The following is a 22,079-nucleotide window of genomic DNA, read 5'->3' as shown; positions in this document are numbered from 1 at the left end:
GCTCATTGGCAGAAGATCCGGTACTTCCTGGACTTTCTCACTTTTCTCTCCTTTTCGAGAAAGTTCTTTCTTTGGCGGTCGCACTGGCCGTTCTTCTTTTTCTACATTCTGAACAAGCTGATTCCTCAGATTACGTTCTTCTGCCTCTTGCTCACGGATCTGCCTGAAATTCTCCCTGGCCTGCTCTTTCTGTTTCTGTGCGTCTTTTTTCTGCTGTTCCTTCAGCATCTGGCGATTTTCTTTCTCCTGCTTCCTGGACATCGCCTTGTCTTCTCTCTGCTGTTGCTTCTGCTCCCGCCGTTCTCGTTTCTCGGCAAGCTGAGCTTCTTTCAGCTTTTGCTTCAATTCTGCGACTTCGCTTCCGATCTTTTACACCGCCTTCCTGCTGCCTTTTCTTCTTTTTTCTCTCCTGTTTCTGTTGTTTCTTTTGCTGTCTCCTAATACGACGGTTTCTCTTTAATCTATACTGTCCATCGGGTACAGTCACTACCCGCCTTCTTGTTACAAAGCGTATAAACTGAATAATGAAAGAAAGCAAACTTTCCCCGTTAACACCGACTACCGCCAGTATTGTTAAAGGCAGGATTACAATTATACCAATATAGATTCTTAGCTTTATTGAAACATCTATAAAAAACAGTATCCTAAAAAGTACTATAAAAAGGACAGCTGCCTCAAAAGCATTCCTGCCTTCAATTCTCCCTGAAAACAGGGTTCCCTCTTTTGCAAAATTGGGTGGAATAATATAAACATCGGATCGTTCTCTCTGCATCATTCTGTACCTCCCGAATTATTTTTTACGATGAAATTTCCGATATGATAACCACATTGCCGCACCCAGAAAACTCAAACCGCCAATAATGATTCCTGTTTTCTGTCCTGTTTTTTTCACAGTTGTCACCACCTCCGTATTTTTAATTCCTGAATCCGATTTTTCTGGATTTTGAATGTTATTTTGTTGATCTGTCTTGTTCTGCTTTTTCTCCGTCTGAACAGCTTCCACAAGCTCATTTTTCACTTTAATTTTCATTATAATAAGACCCTGTTCCGGAAGATTTTTATAGTTGTTATCAAATTCTGCAACATATTTCTGGTCATTCTGTGTTGCTTCCACAGATTTCAAGCGATAATTTCCGCTATTCACGGACAGGTTCCATTCAAAAAAAACAGAGGAATCCAAATCAATTTCTCTTTGAACTCCTCCATTTTCTTCTATTGTCACATGAACCTTTCCAGTGAATCCTTCAAAAATCTCTGCCCGCACTGCAATATTTGCTGGCTCAAGTTCTGTCCCAGAATACTCATCCTCCGCATTTACAGGATCCATCGTTTCAGTTCGAAGCTGCACCATGCCATTTTCATCAAACAATACATATTTCCCAGCCGGGTTCACTGTATCATACCCCCAGCCATCAGCAATAAATGTCCCATCTGACTGATAACCTTTGCCATCCTGCCAGGAAACAATCTGCGGCAAGTCCTCTGCCTTTTGTGCATATGCCACTTGGAAGGTTTCCAGGAAATATGTGAACAGCAATATTGCCAATACCAGTATTTGCTCTGTGCTCCTAATCTTTTTCACTGTATTTCCCTCATTTTTTCCGACAATCCAGAACGCTCCTTCGCTAAGATCACGTCCGTAGGATTTGATAGTTTCCACACTGTACACTTTTCCAGTTCGCTCTCTGCTTGCACAATCCGCTATCGTGATATAACCATCTCTGGTCACACCAGTCAATACGATAAAATGTCCGCTTCCACTTCCTGTAATCGTATAGGCTTCACAGATTTCTACAACCATCTTGCCTTCTTTAAGGGACTGCACGACATAATTCATACGGTCCTTTCCGACTCTTTCGCAAGTAAGTCCCCAGTGATAGGCAGCATTCGTCGGAAATGAATGAGACGTTCCCATGCCTGGCACATATTCTCCATTTGCAATGGAATAAGCACATGTCATCTGAGGTGTTACCGTCTGTCCAGTTAACGTTGAAATTATAATTGCCATAGATGTAGGTCCACAACCGGACGCCCCGATCGTACTGGAGCCATAAGACATGCCTTTCCACGGTTCCTCTGTCTGATTAAAATAAACTACTTTTTTTACGCCTTTTCCGACTGTATCATATGTAATGATATCCCCTGAAGCATCTATATTTCCTGCAACAAAAGAATCTCCACTGCTCCCACCAGTAACAAAATCTGTCCAATGAAAAATAGTGGAAAGTGCATTTTTTAACAGCATCTGCGCCTTTTTGTAAATATTCCAACAATTTGATCACAATATCAAAGGTTGTCTTGTTTGTGACAAATTTATACTGATACCCGCTTCCGCCTGTTATCTGTGCATTCAAAAGCAACGCTAATGTATATTCTACTTTCTGGGATACTACTGTCCGGTTTTCCTGCCATACATTTCCACCCTGTGCCAGAATCTGCTCATAGGTTGTTCGATCTATCTCACCTCTTTTCCCATTTACTTCCATACAATAAATGGTCTCCGTTGCTTCGCCTTTTCGCTCATCTGTAACTGACCAGTCAAAAAACTATCCAGATGCTTTTCAACCGACTCTTTTAAAAGTTCATAGGATGTTTGTAATTTTTCAGTATCTGCATCCGATTTTTGAACATTCTTTGCAGAACTTGAAGAAGTGGATGTTTGATGTTGCTGAATTTCAACATAGCCTAACACTTTTTTTACATATGCCTGCGTTTCCGCATATGGAGGAATCTGATATCCATATTTCATGACTGCTCCGGGCCCTGCGTTGTACCCTGCGATTGCCAGTTCCAATCCATTTGAATAGCCTTTAAACTGCTCAATCAGCTGGGAAACATACTTTGCTCCGCCCATAATATTCTCTCTGGGATCAAAAACATTAGATACCCCTAGAGATGCTGCTGTAGATGGCATAAGCTGCATAATACCAGATGCCCCTGCACCAGAAACAACATTTGGATTAAAGTCTGATTCTACTTTACCCATTGCAATCAACAACGCTGCCGGCACATTGTACGTCTGTGCCGCTTCATAAAAAATGAGTCGTATGGGCTGGACAAGTTTGTGGACATATCAATCCCCAAACTATTTGCATAACCTAAAAAAGAAAAAACCGTACTGTTATCTTCGTTTTCCATCATCAGTACGGCAAGGTAATATCCAAGATTCCTTTTCAGCTTCGTTTCATATTCATCCACCACAACCAGCTCATGGCCTGCATATTTTTCTGCTTTGTCCTGGTCAATTTCTTTTAAAACAGCCTTGTGCTTTTTGTTTATTATTTTCAAGATTTCTTTTTTGTAATCTTCCTGCTGCAGAACTTCTTCAACCCGGTCACGTATATTCGTAAGCTGCGTAGATTGAGCTTCATTCGCATACGAATCTGCATTTGTAAATCCAAGATAACTAAAAATAATTCCTATCATATTTGCAATAATAAACATCCAGAGAAAGCAAAACAGGAAAATAGAAACGAGTATTTTCCAAACGGTTTTATTGGATACCAATGCCCCGATCACAGTTCCAAGAGGACCTGCAAGGGCTGTTCCTGCTGCCATTCCTGCTGCTGTTCCTCCAGCTGCTACTGCCGCTGTTGTTGCATATGCAGTTTGAGCAGTATGTGCAATAATTTCTGTGCCTTCATCCAGAGGAGACGAATTTTTATCTTCTTCTGCCATTTTCATCCCCCTATCTGAGTCTGTCCGAACCTTTTTCTTTTAATTCTGCTCTCGATTTTGGAACTTCACGTATTCTACGGGTATCTGGTCTGCTTCTTTTTAAGGAAATATCTCCTGTTGGAATGGATCCCGAAACATTCATAAATCCATCAGCTGCCATACCTGTTTCATCAGCTACAGGCTGAATATCATCTTCATTTTGCATACCAGGATCACTCAATTTCGTGTTTTCAGCCTTTAGCGGATTTCCTGCTGTATCTGCCAAAATACCCATTGCCGATTTCGCATAAAAATCGGCCTCATCTGTTTCTTCAGCCAGATCTTCTCCTGTATCCATAATTCCATCTGACTGTATTCCTTTTTCAGACATGGATTCCATTCCTGTCGGCATAGAATTTTCATTATAATTCATCCCTGCTCGTGGTGCAGCATCAAACCCAATCACAGACGAAGTACCAACTTCATCCAGGATACCTTTCTCCTGGTTCACAGAAGATACCCCATTCCCCTGAAGTGCAGACATTATTTCTAATCCCAACCCTTCTCCTGCATTCGAAACCTCACCAGATACAGAAGAATTATACGCTGTTCCTGTTTTTCCATAGGACATACTTTCCTGGCCAGTCATTTCAATGCTTCCGCTTTCCAGATCCATTTCTGAATCAAAATCACTCATTTCCTCTTCAACCGGATAATCGCCCATCTCTCCAAGAATGCCGTGCTCACTTCCACTTTCGCTGAATCCGTTGGCGGATACATTGCTTGCAGCCGGAATTGCAAGATCCTGTTCACCTCCGGAAACGTCCAAAAGTGTCTCTCCTTCAGAATTACTCTCTGAAACAGCTCCCGCAAATGCTTCTGCATCATCTTTCGTTCCCATAGCATTTATTCCAGACATAGTTTCTGATGTAGCAGACATAGAATCTATGTTGCCATTTATATGATCTCCAGATCCGAAATCCATCTCTGCCGTATCGCTGCTTCCCGTTGTCATACCAAGTTCCTCAAAAACAGTCTTATCTGCTGGCGACGCTTCATTCTGTTGATTTCCTGGACCAGATGGACTTTCTTTATCAAAATCTCCATCTGAAGTCATATCATTTATATCCATTGCATTTCCACCATTAGGAGTCATTGGGATTGGCCCAGTAAAATTGGTTGTCATTCCATCCGACGATCCCATATCTGTTCTGGTTCCACCTATATCTCCTGTTCCACCAGAGCCAGAAGCTGTCCTTGCTACCTGAGAGATAATTCTGCTCGCTGCAAGCATTGCTCCTGCTGCTCCCATTCCAGGAGCCGGACGGCCAAGGTTCACTCCAAGCGATGCCATATAAGAATCAAGTTTAAATGTGATCTTACAAAAGCCTACCAGACAAAGTGTAGCTGCGAAGAATTTCGTAAACCCATAACTGCTTGCCATCATATTTCCGTAACCAGATAAAAACATCTTCATGCACCAGGCATTTAATATAACAAGCACTACTTGCCCTCCAAACATCTTGCTCCATGAAGCCAGGATATTATTTGTTGCTTTAGAACCACCGGTTGCAAATGCAAGAGGTGCTGTGTAGGAAAATACACCGAGCAATACATAACGTTCAGCAATGACCATTAACATCTTAAAATAGTTCCATGCTACAACAAACTGCATGATTAGCATTAAAACAGAAATGCTAAGGCTACTGATTCCAAGTGTATCTGTAACGCCTTCCAGAGTTGATACATAGCCTGAAAAGCTGGCAACCTTGACCTTTGTTCCTATAACCCATTGATATGGTGTTCCGGCAATTCTCAAAATATAATCAACCAGTGGTTTCGATCCTGCAAGAAGAAATAAAGAAATAGCCGAACGACAGATAAGTTCTATTGGTTCTTCTGCATTTACCCCTGCTTTTCCACCAAACATGGACTTAAAAAGCTGCCATACAAGAATCATCAAGAGGATTGCAATTCCCGTGGGGACAATCACATTTTTGTATAAGCTTCCCACTACTGAAAACAATTCTTCAAATAATGAAAGATTACAGGATAGAAGTTCTGTAAACATATTTGTGATCAGCTCCATCATATCCACGATAAACTGACTGCACATTTCGCGAATGGCATCTACCAACAGTTCCAAAAGCCAGCTCATGTTTTATTCATATCCATAAAGAGATACCCTCCTTTCAAAAACCGGGAGAGCGCCGGTAAGAAATCATGCATCAGCCCGTAAACATACTTTTCGGAATAATCTTTTCCAAATATGTTACAATAGTACCCAATGTCATAAGTGCAGCCCAGCATACAACAATACGTTTCAGCCATGATCTTGACTCATCCACAGTTCTGCCCGATTTGGAAAAATTCATTAAAAACAAACACACCGCGGCACATACCACTGCTGCTACGGTAGCAATGCCGGCCACATCTGTATATACTGTCTGCATTGCATTTTTTGCCGTTGCAAAGATATCTGACGCATAAACCGGGATACCTGTCAGTGCAATTACATTAATTCCCAGATACGCCATAAAGAAAATACGGGGAATCATCTTTTTTTCAGATTTCCCTGTGACAGATAAATCTTCTGTTTTTCTTTTTTAATTCTTCCTGCCATAAAAATCCCCCTTTCCTGATAGGCTCCGAAGTCACACTTCAAGAATTAAGTTTTCGGGCAAAAAAGACAGCCGTTATAGAAACAGCTGTCTTTAATATAAAATTCTATGGCTCTCCATGCATGGTACGCATGCACAGAATTTTACGCTAACATTGTATAAATTCCCAAATCAGATGTCAATATCATTACTGTTGCAATAAAGATGCAATCCTGTCTTATCCATTATTTTCTGCATTTATCAACCATTTCTTCCAACAAATATTCTCTCACCCTTTCTTTTTATCTTCAAGTTGTTTCTTTAATGCTTCAATTTCTTCTGAATGATCTGCTGTTTTTCTTTTTATACAGATTAAAATAAAATTGATTTTTATGAGATCATTATGAGCAGAAAAAATACATTGTTCAGAAAATTTCATTGCCTGTGAAAGAAATTTTTCAAGTATTCCATCGTCCCCCACAGTTTTTATAAGAAACCTTCCACAACATCCCAATGTTGCAGTATGTTCCTCTTCATCAATATTCAAGATCACGTCCCAACCTTGTGCATATGCAACTTTTTCAGCCATAGGATACAATTCCGAAAGCAGGTAACAATAAGCTTTATTACACCTTACTTTTACATATTGCGATTCTTCCAGTTCCCGTTGTTTATTCGTAATATCCAGGATCTCACTGTCCCACTCTGATTTACCTGGTTTCCAAAAATCTTCATTCTCAAGTAGTGCATCTAACTCTTTTTCCGAATCATCAAGATACAACGCTTTACGTTTCATTCTTCCTCCTCTTTCACACCCTAATACCAACTCAATTACTATATCATTTTTTCTCATTCTTGACCAGTATAGCGGACAATATTATATCGCGTTTTTTCATACAATAACATCAGCATTTGACACCTATACTGGTCAATGGAGGATGACTTTTATGGAGCAAAAATTAAAATGTGACGTATATATTGGTAAAAATCTTCGCCGTCTTCGCGAAAAATTTGGATTATCCCAAGAAAAGCTCTGTGCAGAATTACAGTGCAGAAATTGCGACATTGGTCGCTCTACTTATGCCAAATATGAAAACGGTGAATTAAATATCCGAATCAGCGTCCTTATGGAATTAAAAAAGATCTATAACTGTTCTTATGATGAATTTTTTGATGATCTTGATTCCCATTAAACACAAAAATCAATAGTTTCTGGATCACAGTTCCAAAAACTATTGATTATATTATACTTCTTTTATTCGTATTTGCATACCTAATTCTGTAGTGCACTTATTTAATCCGCAATCAGGAACATTTCTTCTCTTCTACTTTATTTTCCGCTAATCCTGCAATTCCATCTGGCCTGCTTGTTTCCATGTTTTGCTTGGAATTCCACATTCCTCCAGTTCATCCTCATATCTGATACCATTTTTTCTTTCAGAGAGACCAAAAAAGTACTGACTAACGCCAATACTCTTTTGATCCAGGATTATATGCTCCTTTGTCATGCCACCAATGCTAGAACATTGGCTTCTCTTCCATAGTGATCAATACAATACCGTACTGAATCTGTTTCAAATTTTACATAGTCTTCTGTCTGTTCAATAATTTGCCGTACTCTTCCTGTGGTTTTCCAGATACCATTCTGACAATATCTTGCTTTTTGTCCTACCGTTAATGGAAGAATTAGGTTCCCATGTGCCATGATCATCGGCTTCGTCTTCATTCGTGCTCCTCCTTTCTTTGAAATTTACCTTGTCAGAAATATTCCTCCTTTCCTCCAAAACGCAAAAAAAGACACTGACTATTCATAAAAATAATCAATGTCTTTCTGCTTTTTCGATAACCGAATATACTTCAGTTTAAATTATCCTTCCAGCAAAAAGCCGGAACAAAAGTTATATATTTCCGCAACCAGCAGAAATAAATGTTATACATTTATATCATAACCACATCCTATCACTGTGTCAATACTCATTACTTAATCCAGATCATTTTCTGCATTCCATTTTTCAAACGGAAATTTAAAAATACAACTAATCACACAACATACAAATTCCTGGTACAAATCATCATCAAAACCAGTATTCAAATTAGCATATTTAAGCATCAGGGGACGATACATTTCTACAATCAGCTGTATAGCTTCCCTTTCGCTCATTCTCGCTCTACATAAAACCCCTACAAAATCATCCAAAGTTATCTCCCATCTGTTTTCGTATTTTTCTGATTGCATTGTAATAGCTGTTTTCAGCCTGTTTTGCTGTCATATTCAAAATACCTCCAATATCATCGAATGATTTTACATATACTATACGGAGCATTAATACTTTCTGCTGCAGTTCCTTCAACGAACACAAAGAAACATAAAGAACAGGATCATTGATTTGATCCAGAAAAGAATTTACATTGATTTCATCACTCAGAACCATATCTACATTTAAATCCATCTTATCAAACAGGTCTTCTGTCTGCTTTTGTAAGATTTCATCTATTCCTTCATCATCCATGGCTATTTCGTTATCCCGAATCTTGCCTTTTTTATTAAGTACTGCTTTTGTTTATTCTTAATTGCAGTCTTCACATAAGCACTAAATTCCTTTTTCAGTTCTTTCTCTGTTTTTGTCATATACGCATTCCTCCAAAATGATCTAGTGTATACAGTAATCTCTGAAGGAGGTGGTCTTGCAATACAGACATAAAACAGGACTGCTGGAAAATTACTCCAGCAGCCCACGCAAATCAAGTAATTTATACCCTTTCTAATTTTAATACCGATGCCCTTCCAATCTTTGAGCCCGGTTTAATTAGTATGGTAAATTATTTCACCCCGGGAAGTCGGTTCTAATCCATCATTTAAAGTCAGCTTTATGAATTATACTACTTTTCGCAATCTATTTCTTACTTTTCACTGTATTTTCACAATCACATATGTATTTTTATGCATCTGAATATATTTACAAGCTATTCTCTTATTTTCTCTGTTTTTATTCCTGTAAAAATCATTTATATCACCATCAAAAGAATCTATCTCATCTGCGGCAATATTATCTGCTTTTTCAAATGCGCGATCAATTTGTTCCGAACTCATTTCTTTTTCCTGCTCCTGTTCAATGTATCCCGTCAACTGTTCTTCTGACAGTCCCTGCTGAAAAAGATAACCGCATTCCGGACATATCCTGACTTTTTTGATATCTCAGAATCACACTCAGGGCATTTTTTTCTGCCCTTTTCCTGAATTGCCAGATATACAATATCCAACATAAGGAAAACACTTCCTGCAAACCCTATCCAAATATCTGTTTTAAATCCTGCAGCCCGACATGCATAACCAATCAGCTGCACTCCACATATACCGCTTAAAATTTGCACTTGTTTACTACGCACCCACATACCTCCTATTCCAGATCTTCAAACATCTTGTAATTATTTTTTATCAGAAGAACTTCTGCCTCGTCTGCTTCACAATCACCTTCCAGATTTACAAAATGATCTTCCTGCAAACTCTTTTCCAACAGCTGCTGCTCTGAATGATCTTTCTGTATATATGTCCCGTTATCATTTCCAGCATCACTTGCTTTTGCTACAACTGCTGTTTTTTATCATTTTCTTGCTTTGCTTCTGGTAACAGCTGTTCAGTATCTATTTCCGGAAACACATACGAAAGCAAACTTTTGCCGGACATTTTCCAATATGCCAAAAATGCCCGTACAATGTATTTTGCTTTATTATGTCCACAGGAATTTAAATACTTTACAACCAGCCTGTGCATTTCATCTGTTTCATCAAACCGAAGATTAAAACGATATTCGTCTTTCTTTCCCATTTTTAATCCTCCCGTTCTTTAGCTTCTATCTGAAACTGCAATTTGTATCCTTTAGCATTTGCCTTAGGATCATTAATAATAAAATACTCCCCTTTGAAGCGTTCCCAGACTACCTTGATAATTTCAGACACCAGAATGGCTCCTCCACCCATGAATACAGTCTGTGTTGTTCGAAAGTCAATGCCAAGCTCACGGAACGTTCCGAGCAATTCCGTTACATATCCAATCGTTACCTCCCGGACTCGTTCTTTAAGTTCCTGCATATATCCTGTGTTTTTTCCAAGAATGATGTTATCAATATCTTCTTCATCAAGTGCAATGCTGTATTTTTGGCGTATAGCAGCCCGAATTCTGCCATACAGACATATCACGCCACTTTCCAGAGAATCAACGTGTTCCTTCTCCAATCTTCCGTATCGGAGGATCATATAATCCACCGTAAACCCACCAATATCAATAACAAGAACTTTCGGAAGTTCGGTCAAATGCCGTCTTGCTGCCAGCACACAATATGCAGCATAGGCCTGCACATACACTTTCACCTCATGAATCAAAATCTGATAAGAGGTACCGCCATACTTAAAGCCAACCACTTTGCCATCTCTTTGGAAATACTGCTGAAACTTTTTTCGGTACTTTCCGTAATGTGCCGGTGGTAATCCTACCAGAAGTTCTATCTCGATCAGCTCATTAGGTGCTAAAACCGCCTCTTTTTTCATCGTATCCAATTCTTTTGCAATGGCAATCAATGTAAGAATGTAATAGCGATCATCTTCTGTCTTGTCTTCCATGTAAGATATCCTTCGGTTTGTTGTCCTGTAATATTTTCCACCAAATTCAATCACTTCATCGTTTTCTCCAGGAATCGTATCCAATACATCTATTCCTGAATTAAATTCATAATGTTCTGTTTTAATCATCTTATTACCGGTGTCAACTGATATAACCATATCTGTTCTCCTTTCAAAATTCCGAATTTTTATGCGTCTTTTTGTACGTCTTTTCAGCTTCAATATAATTTTTTCGGAATTTCTGTGTCAACAGAATCGCAGAAAATTTTTTTGTACTTCATACTTCCTGAAATTCTTCGCTAAACTGCTTCATCATTTTTTCACATTCACCTTCACAGCCCCAAAGTATACTTCCAACTGCCTCGAATGCCTGATCTCTCCACCGGAAATAAGTAGTTCTGTGAACCCGTGTAAGCTGAGGACAATGTGGTTCCAGTTTATCAAGGATTTCCTCTACATTTTCTGCTTTGTAAGCCGACATATAACTGTAATAAAGTACCCAATAATATCTCTCGCCCTGCGGATGATATTTTCTCATCAGATCAACGGACTCATCCATCAGTTTTAAAAATTTATTGGAATGATTAATCGACTCCACCCGTTCCTTTTCACTTGCAAGATCCGTATCTACATCCATGCCCGCCTGATATAAACTGTCCAAAAATTTATCTACATCGGTTCCATACTCTAACTGAAAATGTCTTTTGACCTGATTAATCTTAATCTGCATTTTCCAATTTACCGAACGATAAATTTTAAATAATTTCTCCACGTCATGATATGCCGTATTTTCTTTTCCCTTAAATTCCTCTGTTATAATGCCTGATCTTCCTTTTGGCATTTCTTTCCACCTTTCTTTCCATATTTTTCATTATAGAACCTCTCCAGTTCAGCATCTGCCTCACTCGCCTTGACCAGACAGCAATATAACCCCGTAATAACACATGCCAATACTACCAAAATCACTAAAACTATTTTCCAGATAATAAGCATCCTCCTCATCAATTATTTTCCCCTCTGTATAGAAAGAATAAAAAAAGTACCATTTTCTGTAAAAATAAAATTTTTTTGCAACTTTTTTAAGATTTTTTTGGAATCACACAAAAAACTGCTGTTATCTATGATTTTCACCTATAGATAGCAGCAGTTTTAAACAATTTGATTCTTTTCCCAATAGTCTCAATGCCAATAATCATATGGATTTTTCTAAACTTTATGCTCTGGAGCCTGACTAATACCTTTGACAGTTTTCCAAGACGTAAGAAGTAAGTGATATGCTTTAAAGTAAAATCCGACACCGTTATCTTTAAAACACACAATATACAATTCTCCATTACATCTGAGAATTTCTACCTCATGAACAAATCTATTTGATTCCACAAGATAGGCCGTATCTCCCGCTTTCATCTTCTCTCGCTCCTGAATTTAGTATTTCATTCATTCTTTCTAAAATCAGAAAACCTTTATGATCCACAAACGTTTTATCAGAAGCATTTTCAGGAATTTCTTCCTCTACAAGCATTGTAAGCAATGCCGTACAGAGCTCATAATCAGCTTCCGGAACACGTTTCAATTCTTCCACCAAATCAATCGGTTCTGTGATCAGATAGTCCGTATAATTGCTTTTCCAATCTCCTGTTGCAGCTAATAATCTCTCATACTGGTCCTCATACAGATTTTTCTGATTCAGCAATAATTGAATTTTCTTTAGTTTTTCACTTTTTCTCAATTTACTACACCGCCCCGTTTTCGAATGTATGTTCTTTCTTAATCTTATCACATTCTCTTTCAATAAGCCAGCTCTAATTTATTTTCATATAAAGAACCCATTCAAACTAATCTGTCCATTTATCCAGCTTTTCTGCACTGCTTTATGAACCTTGTCATTTGGCATATCATCACCTATCAAAAATGCTGATTTCGGATTATGATTTATACGATTAAGGCGCACACTTTTTTCATCATAATTTGCATAACAATACTTGCACATATGCGGACAACTATTATAAGCACCAATATCATTTCCCAAATAACATGCACACTCTTTTCTAAGGGATTGTTTTTTCGGCATGTCAAGTGACATATGAATGGCATTTTCATAAATCTGCTGTGTCATACAGCCATTACAGTCTGCTCCAAATGCAGCAAGTTCCGTTCCCTCCCCACAAGGCCGCAAAATCATTTTGTGCTCTGTGGCAATACGTGTCATACGTTCCCCAAGATATTTTCTCTGCTCTTTGGATACCATTTTCACTTCTGGAAAATTCCTTTTTACTTTCTGGTATAAATCAAGAAAACTTATCACGCAATTTTTTGTATACCCTTGTAAAGCCGCAGATATGCCCTCAAACTGTTCCAAATGATACTTGACAGTATATTTGTCATCGATAAAAATCGGATCGTATCTCCAGCCAATATGCTCTTCTCCTACAATTTCTGATATCTGCAGAAATGCTTCAATGATTTTTCTTTTACTTACAATTGTTTTAAATAATCCTGGTTCGATGTCTGCTTCATATGGAGTGATTGTGATATACCAGTATGTCCTGTAAGATTTCAGCAAATCCATATACTTCAACATAGGGACTGGATTTTTTGAACAGAATACAATCAAATCAACGACTTCAGGATTAAGGCTATATTCTGTGACCTGTAAAGGATCATAGGGATTTCTCACTCGAACATACCCTTCACGGATTCTATTTATAAACCATTCGGAATAAAATGCAGGTATATCGGTTCTCATGCTTGCATGTATAATCATCCTGCGCTCTCCTCTCGCGGAAGATAAATATTACAATATTATTACAAAAATCTTTTATGAAGCAGACATTATTTCCGTCTGAAGCATAAAAGATTTTTTTAATGGTTGTATTAAATTTAACTTCCTGTTACTTAAAAAATAGATAATTGCAAATTCGTTTCCCAGTACCATGCAAATTTAAAAAAAAATGTTTAGGTTGTTTTCCGACGATAATTTTGACCACAGTCTTGTTTCTACTCAGGCATATTTCTTACCACTGAGTACCACTTATCGTTAAATGCTCATAAGTTCAAAATTCTTATAAAGCCTGTATTTATGCGGTTTTTCAACAATACCGAAATTTCACTAATGCATCATCGGTGATAATGTACTGGTATCAGCCGGAAACCCAGTGTTTATGCGGGTTTCAGATGCCTTATATTTTTTTGACCCACTTTTGACCCTATTTTTTCTCTTCTTCAGTGTTTCTTGCTTTTTCCAAATATTTAAACCTCTTCCTAAATTGTCATTTTATCAGTAAAATTAGCTTTCTTTTCCATACTTTTCTTCATAATTTCTTATCGTGGTTGCTTTAAGATTCCGAACCTTATAAAGTTCCATCCATTTCTCATACCATTTTGAAACGGACATACTCGAATCAAAGCCTGGAATACCTGGGAGAACTTCCGCCAAATACATGTTTCTTTGCTTTTTCACCTGCTGAAGATTTGTTCCATAGATAGAAAAAGGCGGTTGCCAGATCCCTTAATTGTGATTCTGGCTTCTTACCGCCCATCTTTTCTTTGTCGGATTCCCTTACCTATTTCTTTTCCTCTTAGATTTTTTCCATAACATTACCATCCTTTTTCTAATAACAATAGATGATCATGCATGGCACTGGACTTAATTTTAACACAACCCCAAAAACCTTTCAAGACTGCCGATCTATCCATTTCTGAAATTTTTTCTTATCAATCAGGGTTCTTCGCCCAATTCGTACCATGAAGGTATTATTCTTCATAAGAATTCTCATGGTTTTCTCTGAAAGACCTGTGCGTTCACAGGCTTCCTTGACTGATATAAGAATCTTATCGTTATCTGCTGCTTGTATTTTTTATGTATCATATATATTACAGCCAATATCTGAAGGCAGATGATATTGGCTGTTCCTCTCTTCGATTAAATTATTCTTTTGTCATCTGATTTTAATTTCTATTTTCCTTCCACTAGGCTATATAAATCCAGAGGATCTTCATCACTTTCATAAACACGTCCTACGCCTTCTCCGTAAGTATCTTCTGTTCCTGTTTCATATTTTTTATATGTTGTTCTGTTTTTTTCTTCTTTATTTACATATAATTCTAATGTCACCGTTTTAGCATCTGGAGAAATTCCTTTATATTTTGTATTATTTCTGCTTTCTTCAAACACAGTCTCTGTGTCTCCATAATTTGTCATTCTATAAAGCCCCTGATTTCCTTTATCGTCGGTTCCTATTAAATAATAATCTTCATATTCTTTATTATTCAAATTTCCATAAATTGTACTTGCCAAATCGTTTAAGCTCATTTTTGAAATCGTCAGATTTTGATTTTGGAGATATCTTTATTTTTTATTCACATTTACATTTATTGTATTCTTCTCCAGTTCTTCCCAATTTGATGAAAATTCAAAAATATAGTCATCCGTATCTTTTGTATCTGCAGTATCCATTTCTGTTGGATCAAATAACCATACTTTCATTTTTATATCTGCTGTATTATCTTTAATAGTTGTATCTTCCACCCTATAATGACAAACCTGACCATCTGTTCCGTTCTCCTTTTTCTCCAGAGCATATGTTCCATCTAACTGTGCCGCTTTTCCATTTATCTCCACTTCTGTTAGTAGAATAGTCTCCTTTTCTTTTGAAGCATTTATATTATCAGATATTGCCACCCATAAATTCTCCTTATCCGCAGCAATTTCATCTAATGTAATAGAAATTCCATTTTTAGTAATCGTTTTTCCAACACTATCTATATATGATTCTACATTTTCATTAATCCCCAATGCAGTTTGAATCCACGAAGTAATCTGTTCCCAGGCCGCATTTATCTCGTGCGGATGTCCCAAACCTCCTATCAATAATGCTATTACAACTCCTGCTGCAATCTTTGCTAATTTTAATTTCAAATTAACATTTCGCTTTTCCCATGGCAAGGAAGCTTCATAAACAAATTTTTCATCTATTTCTCCCATCAGATCCAAAAAATTGTTTTCTTTTTTCATATGATTTCTTTCACCTCTTCCCATAATCTGTTTCTGCTTCGAAAAAGACTGGATTTAATTTTAGTCTCAGAGCATCCATGTCTTTTTGCAATGTCTTTAATATTATCCATATACCAATATCGCCTGACAAAAATATCCCTGTCTCCTGCTTTTAAATCACTTAAAAATTTTTCTAAAATATTCAAAATTTCCTTTTTCTTTATATCCTCTTCCACATAATCCTTTATTGTATTTTCCAGTTTTTCCACTTCACCACAAATATCCATCATATGTGTATCTGCTCTTTTTGAAGCATTTTTCTTTCTGAAATTGTCCAATGCCAAATTTCTGGTTATTTTTCCAAGAAATGCAGATAATTTTGTTGGCGTTTTGGGCGGAATCTTATTCCACGTTATCAGCCACGTATCATTTACGCATTCTTCTGAATCTTCTGTGTTATATAAAATATTCCATGCAATCTTAAAGCAAAATTTTTCGTACTTTACTTCTACCTGGCGAATTGCATCTTCTGATCTTTCTAAAAATAAATTTATAATATGTATATCTTCCATATCACATTTCTCCCCTGTATATTAGTGTTTTTATGCAGATAGGTTATTTGCAGTGTGCCATATTAATGTTTTCTATTATATAGAACGTATTTTTTCTGTTTGGTTGCACTTTTTTTCTATTTTTATAATTTTTTTGTTACCATGCTTCCATTATCACTATAACATATTATCTAAACATTCTTCTCTCTTGGTCAACTATTAATATCGTAATCTACTTCTGCAAATAAAACTACATGCAAAAAATGAAAAAAGGAGCTGCCATTCCATGTGTATTCATGAAAGGCAGCTCCTGCTTAAATCATTTTTATTTAACTACTACTTTTACTTTTTTGCGGATCTTTCCAGATTTCACTGTGATATAGGCTGTTCTCTTTTTCTTTCCAGTGATCACACCACTGGAACTTACCGTTGCGATCTTCTTATTTGAAGAACTGTAGGTAACCTTCTCCTGGGAAGTGATCGGGCTGATGACCGGTTTTAGCGTAAGTTTTTATTTCTTGCAACGGTCACTTTGATTATTATTTGAATTCCAGCCCTCAGCCTTTTCATTGACAGAGAGCTAATTTTGGCTTAACAATTATTGAGCATCCCTTAACTGATCTACAATGCTGCATTTCGCTGCGTTATCATACATCATGCAGGGAATCAGCCACCCAAGCAGAAGAAATACCGGAATTGTCAGCAGGACAGGCAGAACGGTGAACCGATACTCAAAGAACCAGAACATACTGCCCAGCATTTTCCCCGCAAGAGGTCCCACCGCCAGTGAAAGCACAAAGGCCGCCGATACGGAGGACATTGCGTAAAACAATCCCTCGTAGATCAGCATGGTTTTGAGCTGCCGGTTCGTCATTCCTACAGCCTGAAGCACAGCAAATTCACGGCGGCGGGAAAGAATACTGGTCATCATGGCGTTGAAGAAATTTAAGAGTCCCACCAGCCCGATGATAGCACAGAGGATACCACCTACCAGAAGGAACATCTGCCGGAACTGAGCAAACTCAGAGCGAGCCGTGGCCTTGCTTTCATACATCAAGGGTGAAAACTCACCGGCAGTGAGCTTCGATAGATATTGCTCTGCTTCGGCCTCGTCTGCGTCGTCTGCTGTGTCGAACAGGTAGAGCATCGGAATGGCCGCACCGCCGCTGTCCCTCTGTGCGGTATCCACAGACAAAACTGTCTCATATCCAATACCACCATAACGATAACTCATGGAATACGGAAGCTCTACCAAGGCGCAGACCGTGTACTCTACATCTCTAGCTCCATACAGTTTTTCCTGAAAGTACTCCTCCGGTGTATCTTCGGTGCGGAGTTCCCCGGTGCGGCTGTCGATATATTTCACATCGTCCGCATAGGTGGCGGTGATCGTGTCTCCCACCTTGGGGTAGTATTCAGGATTGGGCAGATTACCGTAGTCATCTAAGGAAACCGCAATGGCAATAGCGTAATTGTTTGGCTCCAGCATAGGAGAAATATCTCCGTCGAACACTTGCAGCTTGTCAAACAGGCTGTTATCCAGAGCCTCGATTCTGGTATCTCCCATCACCATATCGCCCCGGTGCTCCATGCGGCTCATATGGCTGTCCAACTGCTCAGCACTTTCGTACCTTGCATAGTCCTGCCGCAGAGCATCCTCCGTCATCCAAAGATATACGGGTTTTCGCACAGCATATCCCGTGCCGGAAAGACTGGACTTTGTGTTTGCTGCGATCTCTTCGATCTGTTCCGGCGTGATGAATTCATCCGCCGGGTTGTAACGGAAATAGTCGGGCGTGCTGACGATAAAATCGGCGCAGGTCATGGTGGATACATACTTCTCCATGCTGAAGCCGCCCACAAAGGCACACAGCGCATTGAACAATGTCACCGACAGTGCCAGAGACACCACCACCAGCACCGTCTTTTTCCTGCTTCGTCCCAGATTGGCAAAGGCCATCTGGTGGAGCTTGGCTCCCCGGGTGCTGCGCTGTTTTTTCTTAGTCTGCATTGCATCCGTATATTTGGTAGCCTCCACCGGAGAAACCCTGGCTGCCATTTTTCCGGGCCTGGAGCAGGACAAGAGCACCGTCAACAAGGCAAACAGCATGGAACCAAGGAAGATCACAGGCGAAGTGCTGATGGTGGTGATGCCTGCATCCAACTGGGTGGCGCGCAAGACAACAGGCACCAGAACAGCACCGATGCCGTAGCCCAGCAGCAGCCCCGCCGGAATGCCGATAAGACAAAGCAGAAGTGCCTGCTGGCGAATGATGCGTTTGAGCTGCCGGGGCGTTGTGCCAATTGTTTTCAGAAGTCCGTAAAACCGGATATCTCCTGCAACAGAGATCTGGAAAATGTTATAGATGATAAGATACCCGGTAAAAATCACCAGCATCAGAAAAGCTGCTATGGCGATCATCAGCTCTGGATCAAGCTGCGACTCCAACTGAGATGAGGTATATCCCCAATTGACGCCGATTCGAACGCTGTTGGGATCGGTATAGCTGTCCCATGTGTAGCCAAGATCGGTATCCACCTGCTCCATCTGCCCTTGAATGTTTGTGCTGGAGGCCAGCATGACATTCAAATCGGTGCGGAAAGGCTGTAACCCTGTTTTCACTGCCTGCGCTTCGATGCCATCTGCGTAATCACGGCTGATGTTGATGTAGTGAACAGGCATTAGTTCATCATAGTCCCAATAGCCCACCAGCGTAAAAGTATCTGTTACAGTAAAGGCGATTTGATCCTTGTCCGTAATGGAATAGGAAACCGTGACCTCTGCGCCCAGCTCCGGCGTTACGCCAAGTAGCTGCAATGCTGCCGTATCCATGGCCGCCTCTTTGCCGCTTTCGGGCATCCGCCCGGTAGTGGGGGTGGCATAGCTCCATTTGGTGCAGTTGGCATCCATGTAGCTGATCTCTGCAGGGGTTTTGGAAAAGACACCATCCACCGTGATGCCGATCACCTTCCGTGCCCCAGCAGCCTTCACCTTTGGGTGGGCAGCGATACGTTCCGCCTGCTCGGGGGAAACATCTTTAAAGGTACCGTGTGCATAGCCGCCTACCTGCCGAAACTGGTAGGTTTCATAACTGGCGTTCAACGACAAGACAATGGTGAACATGGAAGTAAATAGCAGCGTTGTCAGCGCAATGGCAAAAATAGCGATCAGATTGCGGCGGCGGTTCGCATAAAGAGATTTTAAGCTGAGCTTTAGAATACATTTTTGATTTCTTACCTTCATCACGGTCACCTCCTCATCGACCCGTGACGATCCGACCATCTTCAATACGGATAATGCGGTCTGCCATCTGCGCAATTTCTTCGTTGTGAGTGATCATTACGATTGTCTGGGCGAACTTTTGACTGGTGACTTTCAAAAGACTCAATACATCCTGGCTGGTTTTGGAATCCAGATTACCTGTTGGTTCATCTGCCAGAATGATAGCGGGTGCTGCCGCCAAAGCACGGGCGATTGCCACACGCTGCTGCTGACCGCCGGAGAGTTGATTGGGCAGTGCATCCAGACGGCCGCTCAGTCCAAGCGTCTGCACGATCTGCTGCACAAAAGCCTTGTTTACCTTTCCACCATCCAACTCAATGGGTAGAACGATATTCTCATACACATTCAGCACCGGAACAAGATTATATGCTTGAAACACAAAGCCAATTTTTCTGCGGCGGAAGATGGTCAGGGCTTCATCCTTCAGGGAGAAAATATCCTGTCCGTCCACCCTGACTGTGCCGCTTGTAGGGCGATCCAGCCCACCCAGCATGTGTAACAGCGTAGATTTGCCGGAGCCGGATGTGCCGACTATTGCAACAAATTCGCCCTTCTTCACACTTAAATCAACTCCATCCAACGCATGAACTGCGTTATTGCCGGAGCCATAAATTTTTTTCAGGTCTTTTGCCTGTAAAACCTCCATAAATGAGTACCTCCATGAAAAAATCTGTATGTATGAAAGGAAATGATCCTTTGATACATACAGATTATCGCATAAGATTCTTTCCACATTCTTTCCTGCGGAAAATGAAATCTAACAATTTTGATAGAATTGTTGTTATTTCGGCAGAAATATGGAAAACGTACTTCCTTTTTCCGGAACGGAAGCAACCTTGATATAACCACCCTCGCCGGATATGATCTGTCGGGCAAGGTATAAGCCGATGCCAACCCCTTCCTGCTCCCGAACTGACTTTGAACGATAAAAGCGGGCAAAGATCTTTGCCTGCGCGTTTTCCGGGATACCTGAACCGGTATCCGATATATCGATCCTTGTAAACATTTCGTACCTTACGGTAGAAATCGTGATTGTTCCATGCTCCGTATATTTGATGGCGTTGTCTACGATATTAGCCAGCGCTTCCGCTGTCCATTTGAAGTCAAATACAGCAAAAGCATTGGTATCCTGCATTTGCAAAGACAATCCTTTTTCAGAAGCCTTGGCGGTATATTGTTCTACTACGCTTTCAAGCAGCGGCTGAAGTGATGCTTGCTGAGGGGAAAGTGAAATGATCCCATTTTCCAGTCTGGAAAGTTTTACGAGAGAATCAATCAGAAATCGTAGCTTTTCCGATTGTTTGTACAGTGCCTCCACATTTTCCTTTGCCGATGCAGACAGAGTTTCCTCCATCAAAAGCTCGCTATATAACAGCAGGTTTGCAATCGGCGTTTTCGTCTGATGGGAAATGTCCGCAATCAAGGATTTGATTTTGTCTTTTTCCTGTGCCATATTTCGAGAAGATGCTTCTGCGGCAGAAAGATAGTGTGCAAACTTTGTTTCCAAAGCAGACAGCTGGCTTTCATCAAAAGTTGTTTCAGAAAAGGAGCCGGTCATGGCGGCGTCCAGCATCCTTTCGATTTCTTCCATCGCTTTTATGACCTTTCTCCGCTCCCATAATACAACAGCTGCTGCCGCCAGAAAACACAGCAGTATGATCGCGATGCCGCTTTTATTCATCTTTTGTCACCCAACTATAACCGATTCCATAGACGGTTTTAATGTATTTCTGTGCCCCAAGCTTATCCCTCAGACGCTTGATCGTAACAGACAAAGCATTTTCATCCACATATTCAGCACCATCTGTCCAGATCCTGTCTACAAGGTCTCCACGGGTCATGGTTCGACCACGATTTTCAACAAGCAGACGCAGTAATTTTTGCTCTGTTTTACTTAATTCCACTTTTGAATCTCCCACATAAAAGGTCATAGCCTCAAAGTCAAAGTGAAAAAGATCAATATGGGTCGGTGCATTTTTATGGCTTGACGCTTGCTTTCGCAGTTGGGTATTCACCCTTGCCCGCAAAACCGAAAGAGAAAAGGGCTTGGTAATGTAATCATCAGCGCCCCTCTCCAGTCCGTCCACGATGTCCAGATCGGTATCATTGGCAGTCAGCAGAATAACAGGAATCCCGGGTGTGTTTTCCTTGACCTCCCGGAGCAGCTCAAGCCCACTGCCATCCGGTAGATTGATATCCAACAGGATCAGGGATACACCGCCGCAAAGCAGCTGCTCCTTCGCCGTTTTCAGGTCTTGGCAGGAAATAATCTTCCGATCATCTACTTTCAGTGCTTTGCATAAACCTTGATTCAAACCAATATCATCTTCAACAATCAATAATTGCTCCATATATCTCACTCCCTCGTTACTCAAAGG

28 protein-coding genes are annotated in these 22,079 nt (G+C 40.0%); 1 reads left to right on the top strand and 27 read right to left on the bottom strand.

Features of this window, described 5'->3' with window-relative positions; genetic code table 11:
- Positions 1-151: 151 nt before the first annotated feature.
- From CK1_RS04085 to CK1_RS04055, 7 genes are all read right to left on the bottom strand, one after another.
- Complete coding sequence (locus CK1_RS04085) at positions 152-775, bottom strand: hypothetical protein (protein ID WP_005424166.1); 624 nt, start codon at positions 773-775, stop codon at positions 152-154.
- Positions 776-790: 15 nt separating this feature from the next.
- Entirely contained in the window at positions 791-2,245 is a 1,455-nt protein-coding gene (locus CK1_RS04080; RefSeq protein WP_015525044.1) for a C39 family peptidase, read from the bottom strand.
- A gap of 231 nt (positions 2,246-2,476) precedes the next feature.
- A complete protein-coding gene (locus CK1_RS04075) occupies positions 2,477-2,986 on the bottom strand; it encodes a lytic transglycosylase domain-containing protein (RefSeq protein WP_306288732.1) in 510 nt (169 codons plus the stop codon).
- A 5-nt stretch (positions 2,987-2,991) separates the two neighbouring features.
- The gene (locus CK1_RS04070; protein WP_015525043.1) at positions 2,992-3,678 is read right to left on the bottom strand and encodes a hypothetical protein; all 687 of its coding nucleotides are present in this window, start codon (positions 3,676-3,678) and stop codon (positions 2,992-2,994) included.
- 10 nt (positions 3,679-3,688) lie between these two features.
- Positions 3,689-5,815 (bottom strand): hypothetical protein, encoded by a 2,127-nt coding sequence (locus CK1_RS04065; RefSeq protein WP_015525042.1) that lies wholly within the window; start codon positions 5,813-5,815, stop codon positions 3,689-3,691.
- A gap of 70 nt (positions 5,816-5,885) precedes the next feature.
- Positions 5,886-6,215 carry a hypothetical protein gene (locus CK1_RS04060; RefSeq protein ID WP_015525041.1) on the bottom strand — a complete coding sequence of 110 codons (330 nt, stop codon included), beginning with the start codon at positions 6,213-6,215 and terminating at the stop codon, positions 5,886-5,888.
- Between the two features lie 331 nt (positions 6,216-6,546).
- On the bottom strand, positions 6,547-7,053 hold the full coding sequence (locus CK1_RS04055; protein WP_015525039.1) for a hypothetical protein: 507 nt from the start codon (positions 7,051-7,053) through the stop codon (positions 6,547-6,549).
- 151 nt (positions 7,054-7,204) lie between these two features.
- On the opposite strand from CK1_RS04055, the gene CK1_RS04050 reads away from it, so the two are divergent.
- Positions 7,205-7,450, top strand: a complete 246-nt coding sequence (locus CK1_RS04050) for a helix-turn-helix domain-containing protein (RefSeq protein ID WP_015525038.1) — start codon at positions 7,205-7,207, stop codon at positions 7,448-7,450.
- A 147-nt stretch (positions 7,451-7,597) separates the two neighbouring features.
- On the opposite strand, the gene CK1_RS04045 is transcribed toward CK1_RS04050, so the two are convergent.
- From CK1_RS04045 to CK1_RS03960, 20 genes are all read right to left on the bottom strand, one after another.
- Positions 7,598-7,765 (bottom strand): hypothetical protein, encoded by a 168-nt coding sequence (locus CK1_RS04045; protein WP_015525037.1) that lies wholly within the window; start codon positions 7,763-7,765, stop codon positions 7,598-7,600.
- Positions 7,762-7,983, bottom strand: coding sequence for a hypothetical protein (locus CK1_RS04040; protein ID WP_005424177.1), 222 nt, complete (start codon positions 7,981-7,983; stop codon positions 7,762-7,764). The genes CK1_RS04045 and CK1_RS04040 overlap by 4 nt, the downstream gene beginning before the upstream one ends.
- Positions 7,984-8,238: 255 nt before the next feature.
- A complete protein-coding gene (locus CK1_RS04035) occupies positions 8,239-8,454 on the bottom strand; it encodes a helix-turn-helix domain-containing protein (protein WP_022388724.1) in 216 nt (71 codons plus the stop codon).
- Entirely contained in the window at positions 8,447-8,767 is a 321-nt protein-coding gene (locus CK1_RS04030) for a sigma-70 RNA polymerase sigma factor region 4 domain-containing protein (protein WP_015525036.1), read from the bottom strand. The genes CK1_RS04035 and CK1_RS04030 overlap by 8 nt, the downstream gene beginning before the upstream one ends.
- A 398-nt stretch (positions 8,768-9,165) precedes the next feature.
- Positions 9,166-9,348, bottom strand: coding sequence for a hypothetical protein (locus tag CK1_RS04025; protein WP_306288731.1), 183 nt, complete (start codon positions 9,346-9,348; stop codon positions 9,166-9,168).
- Between the two features lie 492 nt (positions 9,349-9,840).
- The gene (locus tag CK1_RS04020) at positions 9,841-10,083 is read right to left on the bottom strand and encodes a hypothetical protein (RefSeq protein WP_015525034.1); all 243 of its coding nucleotides are present in this window, start codon (positions 10,081-10,083) and stop codon (positions 9,841-9,843) included.
- Positions 10,084-10,085: 2 nt separating this feature from the next.
- The gene (locus CK1_RS04015; protein ID WP_005424183.1) at positions 10,086-11,033 is read right to left on the bottom strand and encodes a ParM/StbA family protein; all 948 of its coding nucleotides are present in this window, start codon (positions 11,031-11,033) and stop codon (positions 10,086-10,088) included.
- A gap of 118 nt (positions 11,034-11,151) precedes the next feature.
- A complete protein-coding gene (locus tag CK1_RS04010; protein WP_015525033.1) occupies positions 11,152-11,715 on the bottom strand; it encodes a hypothetical protein in 564 nt (187 codons plus the stop codon).
- Complete coding sequence (locus CK1_RS04005) at positions 11,688-11,867, bottom strand: hypothetical protein (protein WP_226844680.1); 180 nt, start codon at positions 11,865-11,867, stop codon at positions 11,688-11,690. The genes CK1_RS04010 and CK1_RS04005 overlap by 28 nt, the downstream gene beginning before the upstream one ends.
- 373 nt (positions 11,868-12,240) lie before the next feature.
- Positions 12,241-12,603, bottom strand: a complete 363-nt coding sequence (locus CK1_RS04000) for a hypothetical protein (protein ID WP_306288730.1) — start codon at positions 12,601-12,603, stop codon at positions 12,241-12,243.
- Positions 12,604-12,687: 84 nt separating this feature from the next.
- Positions 12,688-13,638, bottom strand: a complete 951-nt coding sequence (locus CK1_RS03995) for a DUF1848 domain-containing protein (protein ID WP_015525032.1) — start codon at positions 13,636-13,638, stop codon at positions 12,688-12,690.
- Between the two features lie 910 nt (positions 13,639-14,548).
- Positions 14,549-14,698 carry a helix-turn-helix domain-containing protein gene (locus CK1_RS17955; RefSeq protein ID WP_227588800.1) on the bottom strand — a complete coding sequence of 50 codons (150 nt, stop codon included), beginning with the start codon at positions 14,696-14,698 and terminating at the stop codon, positions 14,549-14,551.
- 131 nt (positions 14,699-14,829) lie between these two features.
- Positions 14,830-15,201, bottom strand: coding sequence for a hypothetical protein (locus CK1_RS03990; RefSeq protein WP_502685121.1), 372 nt, complete (start codon positions 15,199-15,201; stop codon positions 14,830-14,832).
- 21 nt (positions 15,202-15,222) lie between these two features.
- Complete coding sequence (locus tag CK1_RS03985; protein WP_306288728.1) at positions 15,223-15,912, bottom strand: DUF4179 domain-containing protein; 690 nt, start codon at positions 15,910-15,912, stop codon at positions 15,223-15,225.
- The gene (locus CK1_RS03980) at positions 15,885-16,439 is read right to left on the bottom strand and encodes an RNA polymerase sigma factor (RefSeq protein WP_015525029.1); all 555 of its coding nucleotides are present in this window, start codon (positions 16,437-16,439) and stop codon (positions 15,885-15,887) included. The genes CK1_RS03985 and CK1_RS03980 overlap by 28 nt, the downstream gene beginning before the upstream one ends.
- A gap of 304 nt (positions 16,440-16,743) precedes the next feature.
- Positions 16,744-16,899, bottom strand: a complete 156-nt coding sequence (locus CK1_RS17950) for an Ig-like domain-containing protein (protein WP_353611214.1) — start codon at positions 16,897-16,899, stop codon at positions 16,744-16,746.
- Between the two features lie 117 nt (positions 16,900-17,016).
- Complete coding sequence (locus CK1_RS03975; RefSeq protein ID WP_015525027.1) at positions 17,017-19,662, bottom strand: ABC transporter permease; 2,646 nt, start codon at positions 19,660-19,662, stop codon at positions 17,017-17,019.
- Positions 19,663-19,675: 13 nt separating this feature from the next.
- Positions 19,676-20,347 (bottom strand): ABC transporter ATP-binding protein, encoded by a 672-nt coding sequence (locus tag CK1_RS03970; RefSeq protein WP_015525026.1) that lies wholly within the window; start codon positions 20,345-20,347, stop codon positions 19,676-19,678.
- Between the two features lie 135 nt (positions 20,348-20,482).
- On the bottom strand, positions 20,483-21,382 hold the full coding sequence (locus CK1_RS03965; protein ID WP_015525025.1) for a sensor histidine kinase: 900 nt from the start codon (positions 21,380-21,382) through the stop codon (positions 20,483-20,485).
- A complete protein-coding gene (locus CK1_RS03960; protein WP_015525024.1) occupies positions 21,375-22,052 on the bottom strand; it encodes a response regulator transcription factor in 678 nt (225 codons plus the stop codon). The genes CK1_RS03965 and CK1_RS03960 overlap by 8 nt, the downstream gene beginning before the upstream one ends.
- Positions 22,053-22,079: the final 27 nt, after the last annotated feature.

Source organism: Ruminococcus sp. SR1/5 (genome assembly GCF_000209835.1).
GTDB classification, from domain to species: Bacteria; Bacillota; Clostridia; order Lachnospirales; family Lachnospiraceae; genus Blautia_A; species Blautia_A fusiformis.
The sequence above is the reverse complement of the archived record's forward strand: the minus strand, read 5'-3'. Positions and strand labels throughout refer to the sequence as shown.

Excerpts from the sequence above, each read along its gene's own strand:
- CK1_RS03960 (WP_015525024.1), bottom strand. The coding sequence starts at position 22,052 with ATGGAGCAATTATTGATTGTTGAAGATGATATTGGTTTGAATCAAGGT.
- CK1_RS04020 (WP_015525034.1), bottom strand. The coding sequence starts at position 10,083 with ATGGGAAAGAAAGACGAATATCGTTTTAATCTTCGGTTTGATGAAACA.
- CK1_RS03985 (WP_306288728.1), bottom strand. The coding sequence starts at position 15,912 with ATGGGAAGAGGTGAAAGAAATCATATGAAAAAAGAAAACAATTTTTTG.
- CK1_RS04075 (WP_306288732.1), bottom strand. The coding sequence starts at position 2,986 with ATGGGTAAAGTAGAATCAGACTTTAATCCAAATGTTGTTTCTGGTGCA.
- CK1_RS04015 (WP_005424183.1), bottom strand. The coding sequence starts at position 11,033 with ATGGTTATATCAGTTGACACCGGTAATAAGATGATTAAAACAGAACAT.
- CK1_RS04045 (WP_015525037.1), bottom strand. The coding sequence starts at position 7,765 with ATGACAAAGGAGCATATAATCCTGGATCAAAAGAGTATTGGCGTTAGT.
- CK1_RS04055 (WP_015525039.1), bottom strand. The coding sequence starts at position 7,053 with ATGAAACGTAAAGCGTTGTATCTTGATGATTCGGAAAAAGAGTTAGAT.
- CK1_RS04030 (WP_015525036.1), bottom strand. The coding sequence starts at position 8,767 with ATGGATGATGAAGGAATAGATGAAATCTTACAAAAGCAGACAGAAGAC.
- CK1_RS04005 (WP_226844680.1), bottom strand. The coding sequence starts at position 11,867 with ATGCTTATTATCTGGAAAATAGTTTTAGTGATTTTGGTAGTATTGGCA.
- CK1_RS04010 (WP_015525033.1), bottom strand. The coding sequence starts at position 11,715 with ATGCCAAAAGGAAGATCAGGCATTATAACAGAGGAATTTAAGGGAAAA.
- CK1_RS04080 (WP_015525044.1), bottom strand. The coding sequence starts at position 2,245 with ATGCTGTTAAAAAATGCACTTTCCACTATTTTTCATTGGACAGATTTT.
- CK1_RS04050 (WP_015525038.1), top strand. The coding sequence starts at position 7,205 with ATGGAGCAAAAATTAAAATGTGACGTATATATTGGTAAAAATCTTCGC.
- CK1_RS04040 (WP_005424177.1), bottom strand. The coding sequence starts at position 7,983 with ATGAAGACGAAGCCGATGATCATGGCACATGGGAACCTAATTCTTCCA.
- CK1_RS04025 (WP_306288731.1), bottom strand. The coding sequence starts at position 9,348 with ATGAGTTCGGAACAAATTGATCGCGCATTTGAAAAAGCAGATAATATT.
- CK1_RS04065 (WP_015525042.1), bottom strand. The coding sequence starts at position 5,815 with ATGAGCTGGCTTTTGGAACTGTTGGTAGATGCCATTCGCGAAATGTGC.
- CK1_RS04060 (WP_015525041.1), bottom strand. The coding sequence starts at position 6,215 with ATGATTCCCCGTATTTTCTTTATGGCGTATCTGGGAATTAATGTAATT.
- CK1_RS03995 (WP_015525032.1), bottom strand. The coding sequence starts at position 13,638 with ATGATTATACATGCAAGCATGAGAACCGATATACCTGCATTTTATTCC.
- CK1_RS04070 (WP_015525043.1), bottom strand. The coding sequence starts at position 3,678 with ATGGCAGAAGAAGATAAAAATTCGTCTCCTCTGGATGAAGGCACAGAA.
- CK1_RS03975 (WP_015525027.1), bottom strand. The coding sequence starts at position 19,662 with ATGAAGGTAAGAAATCAAAAATGTATTCTAAAGCTCAGCTTAAAATCT.
- CK1_RS03980 (WP_015525029.1), bottom strand. The coding sequence starts at position 16,439 with ATGGAAGATATACATATTATAAATTTATTTTTAGAAAGATCAGAAGAT.
- CK1_RS03965 (WP_015525025.1), bottom strand. The coding sequence starts at position 21,382 with ATGAATAAAAGCGGCATCGCGATCATACTGCTGTGTTTTCTGGCGGCA.
- CK1_RS03970 (WP_015525026.1), bottom strand. The coding sequence starts at position 20,347 with ATGGAGGTTTTACAGGCAAAAGACCTGAAAAAAATTTATGGCTCCGGC.
- CK1_RS04085 (WP_005424166.1), bottom strand. The coding sequence starts at position 775 with ATGATGCAGAGAGAACGATCCGATGTTTATATTATTCCACCCAATTTT.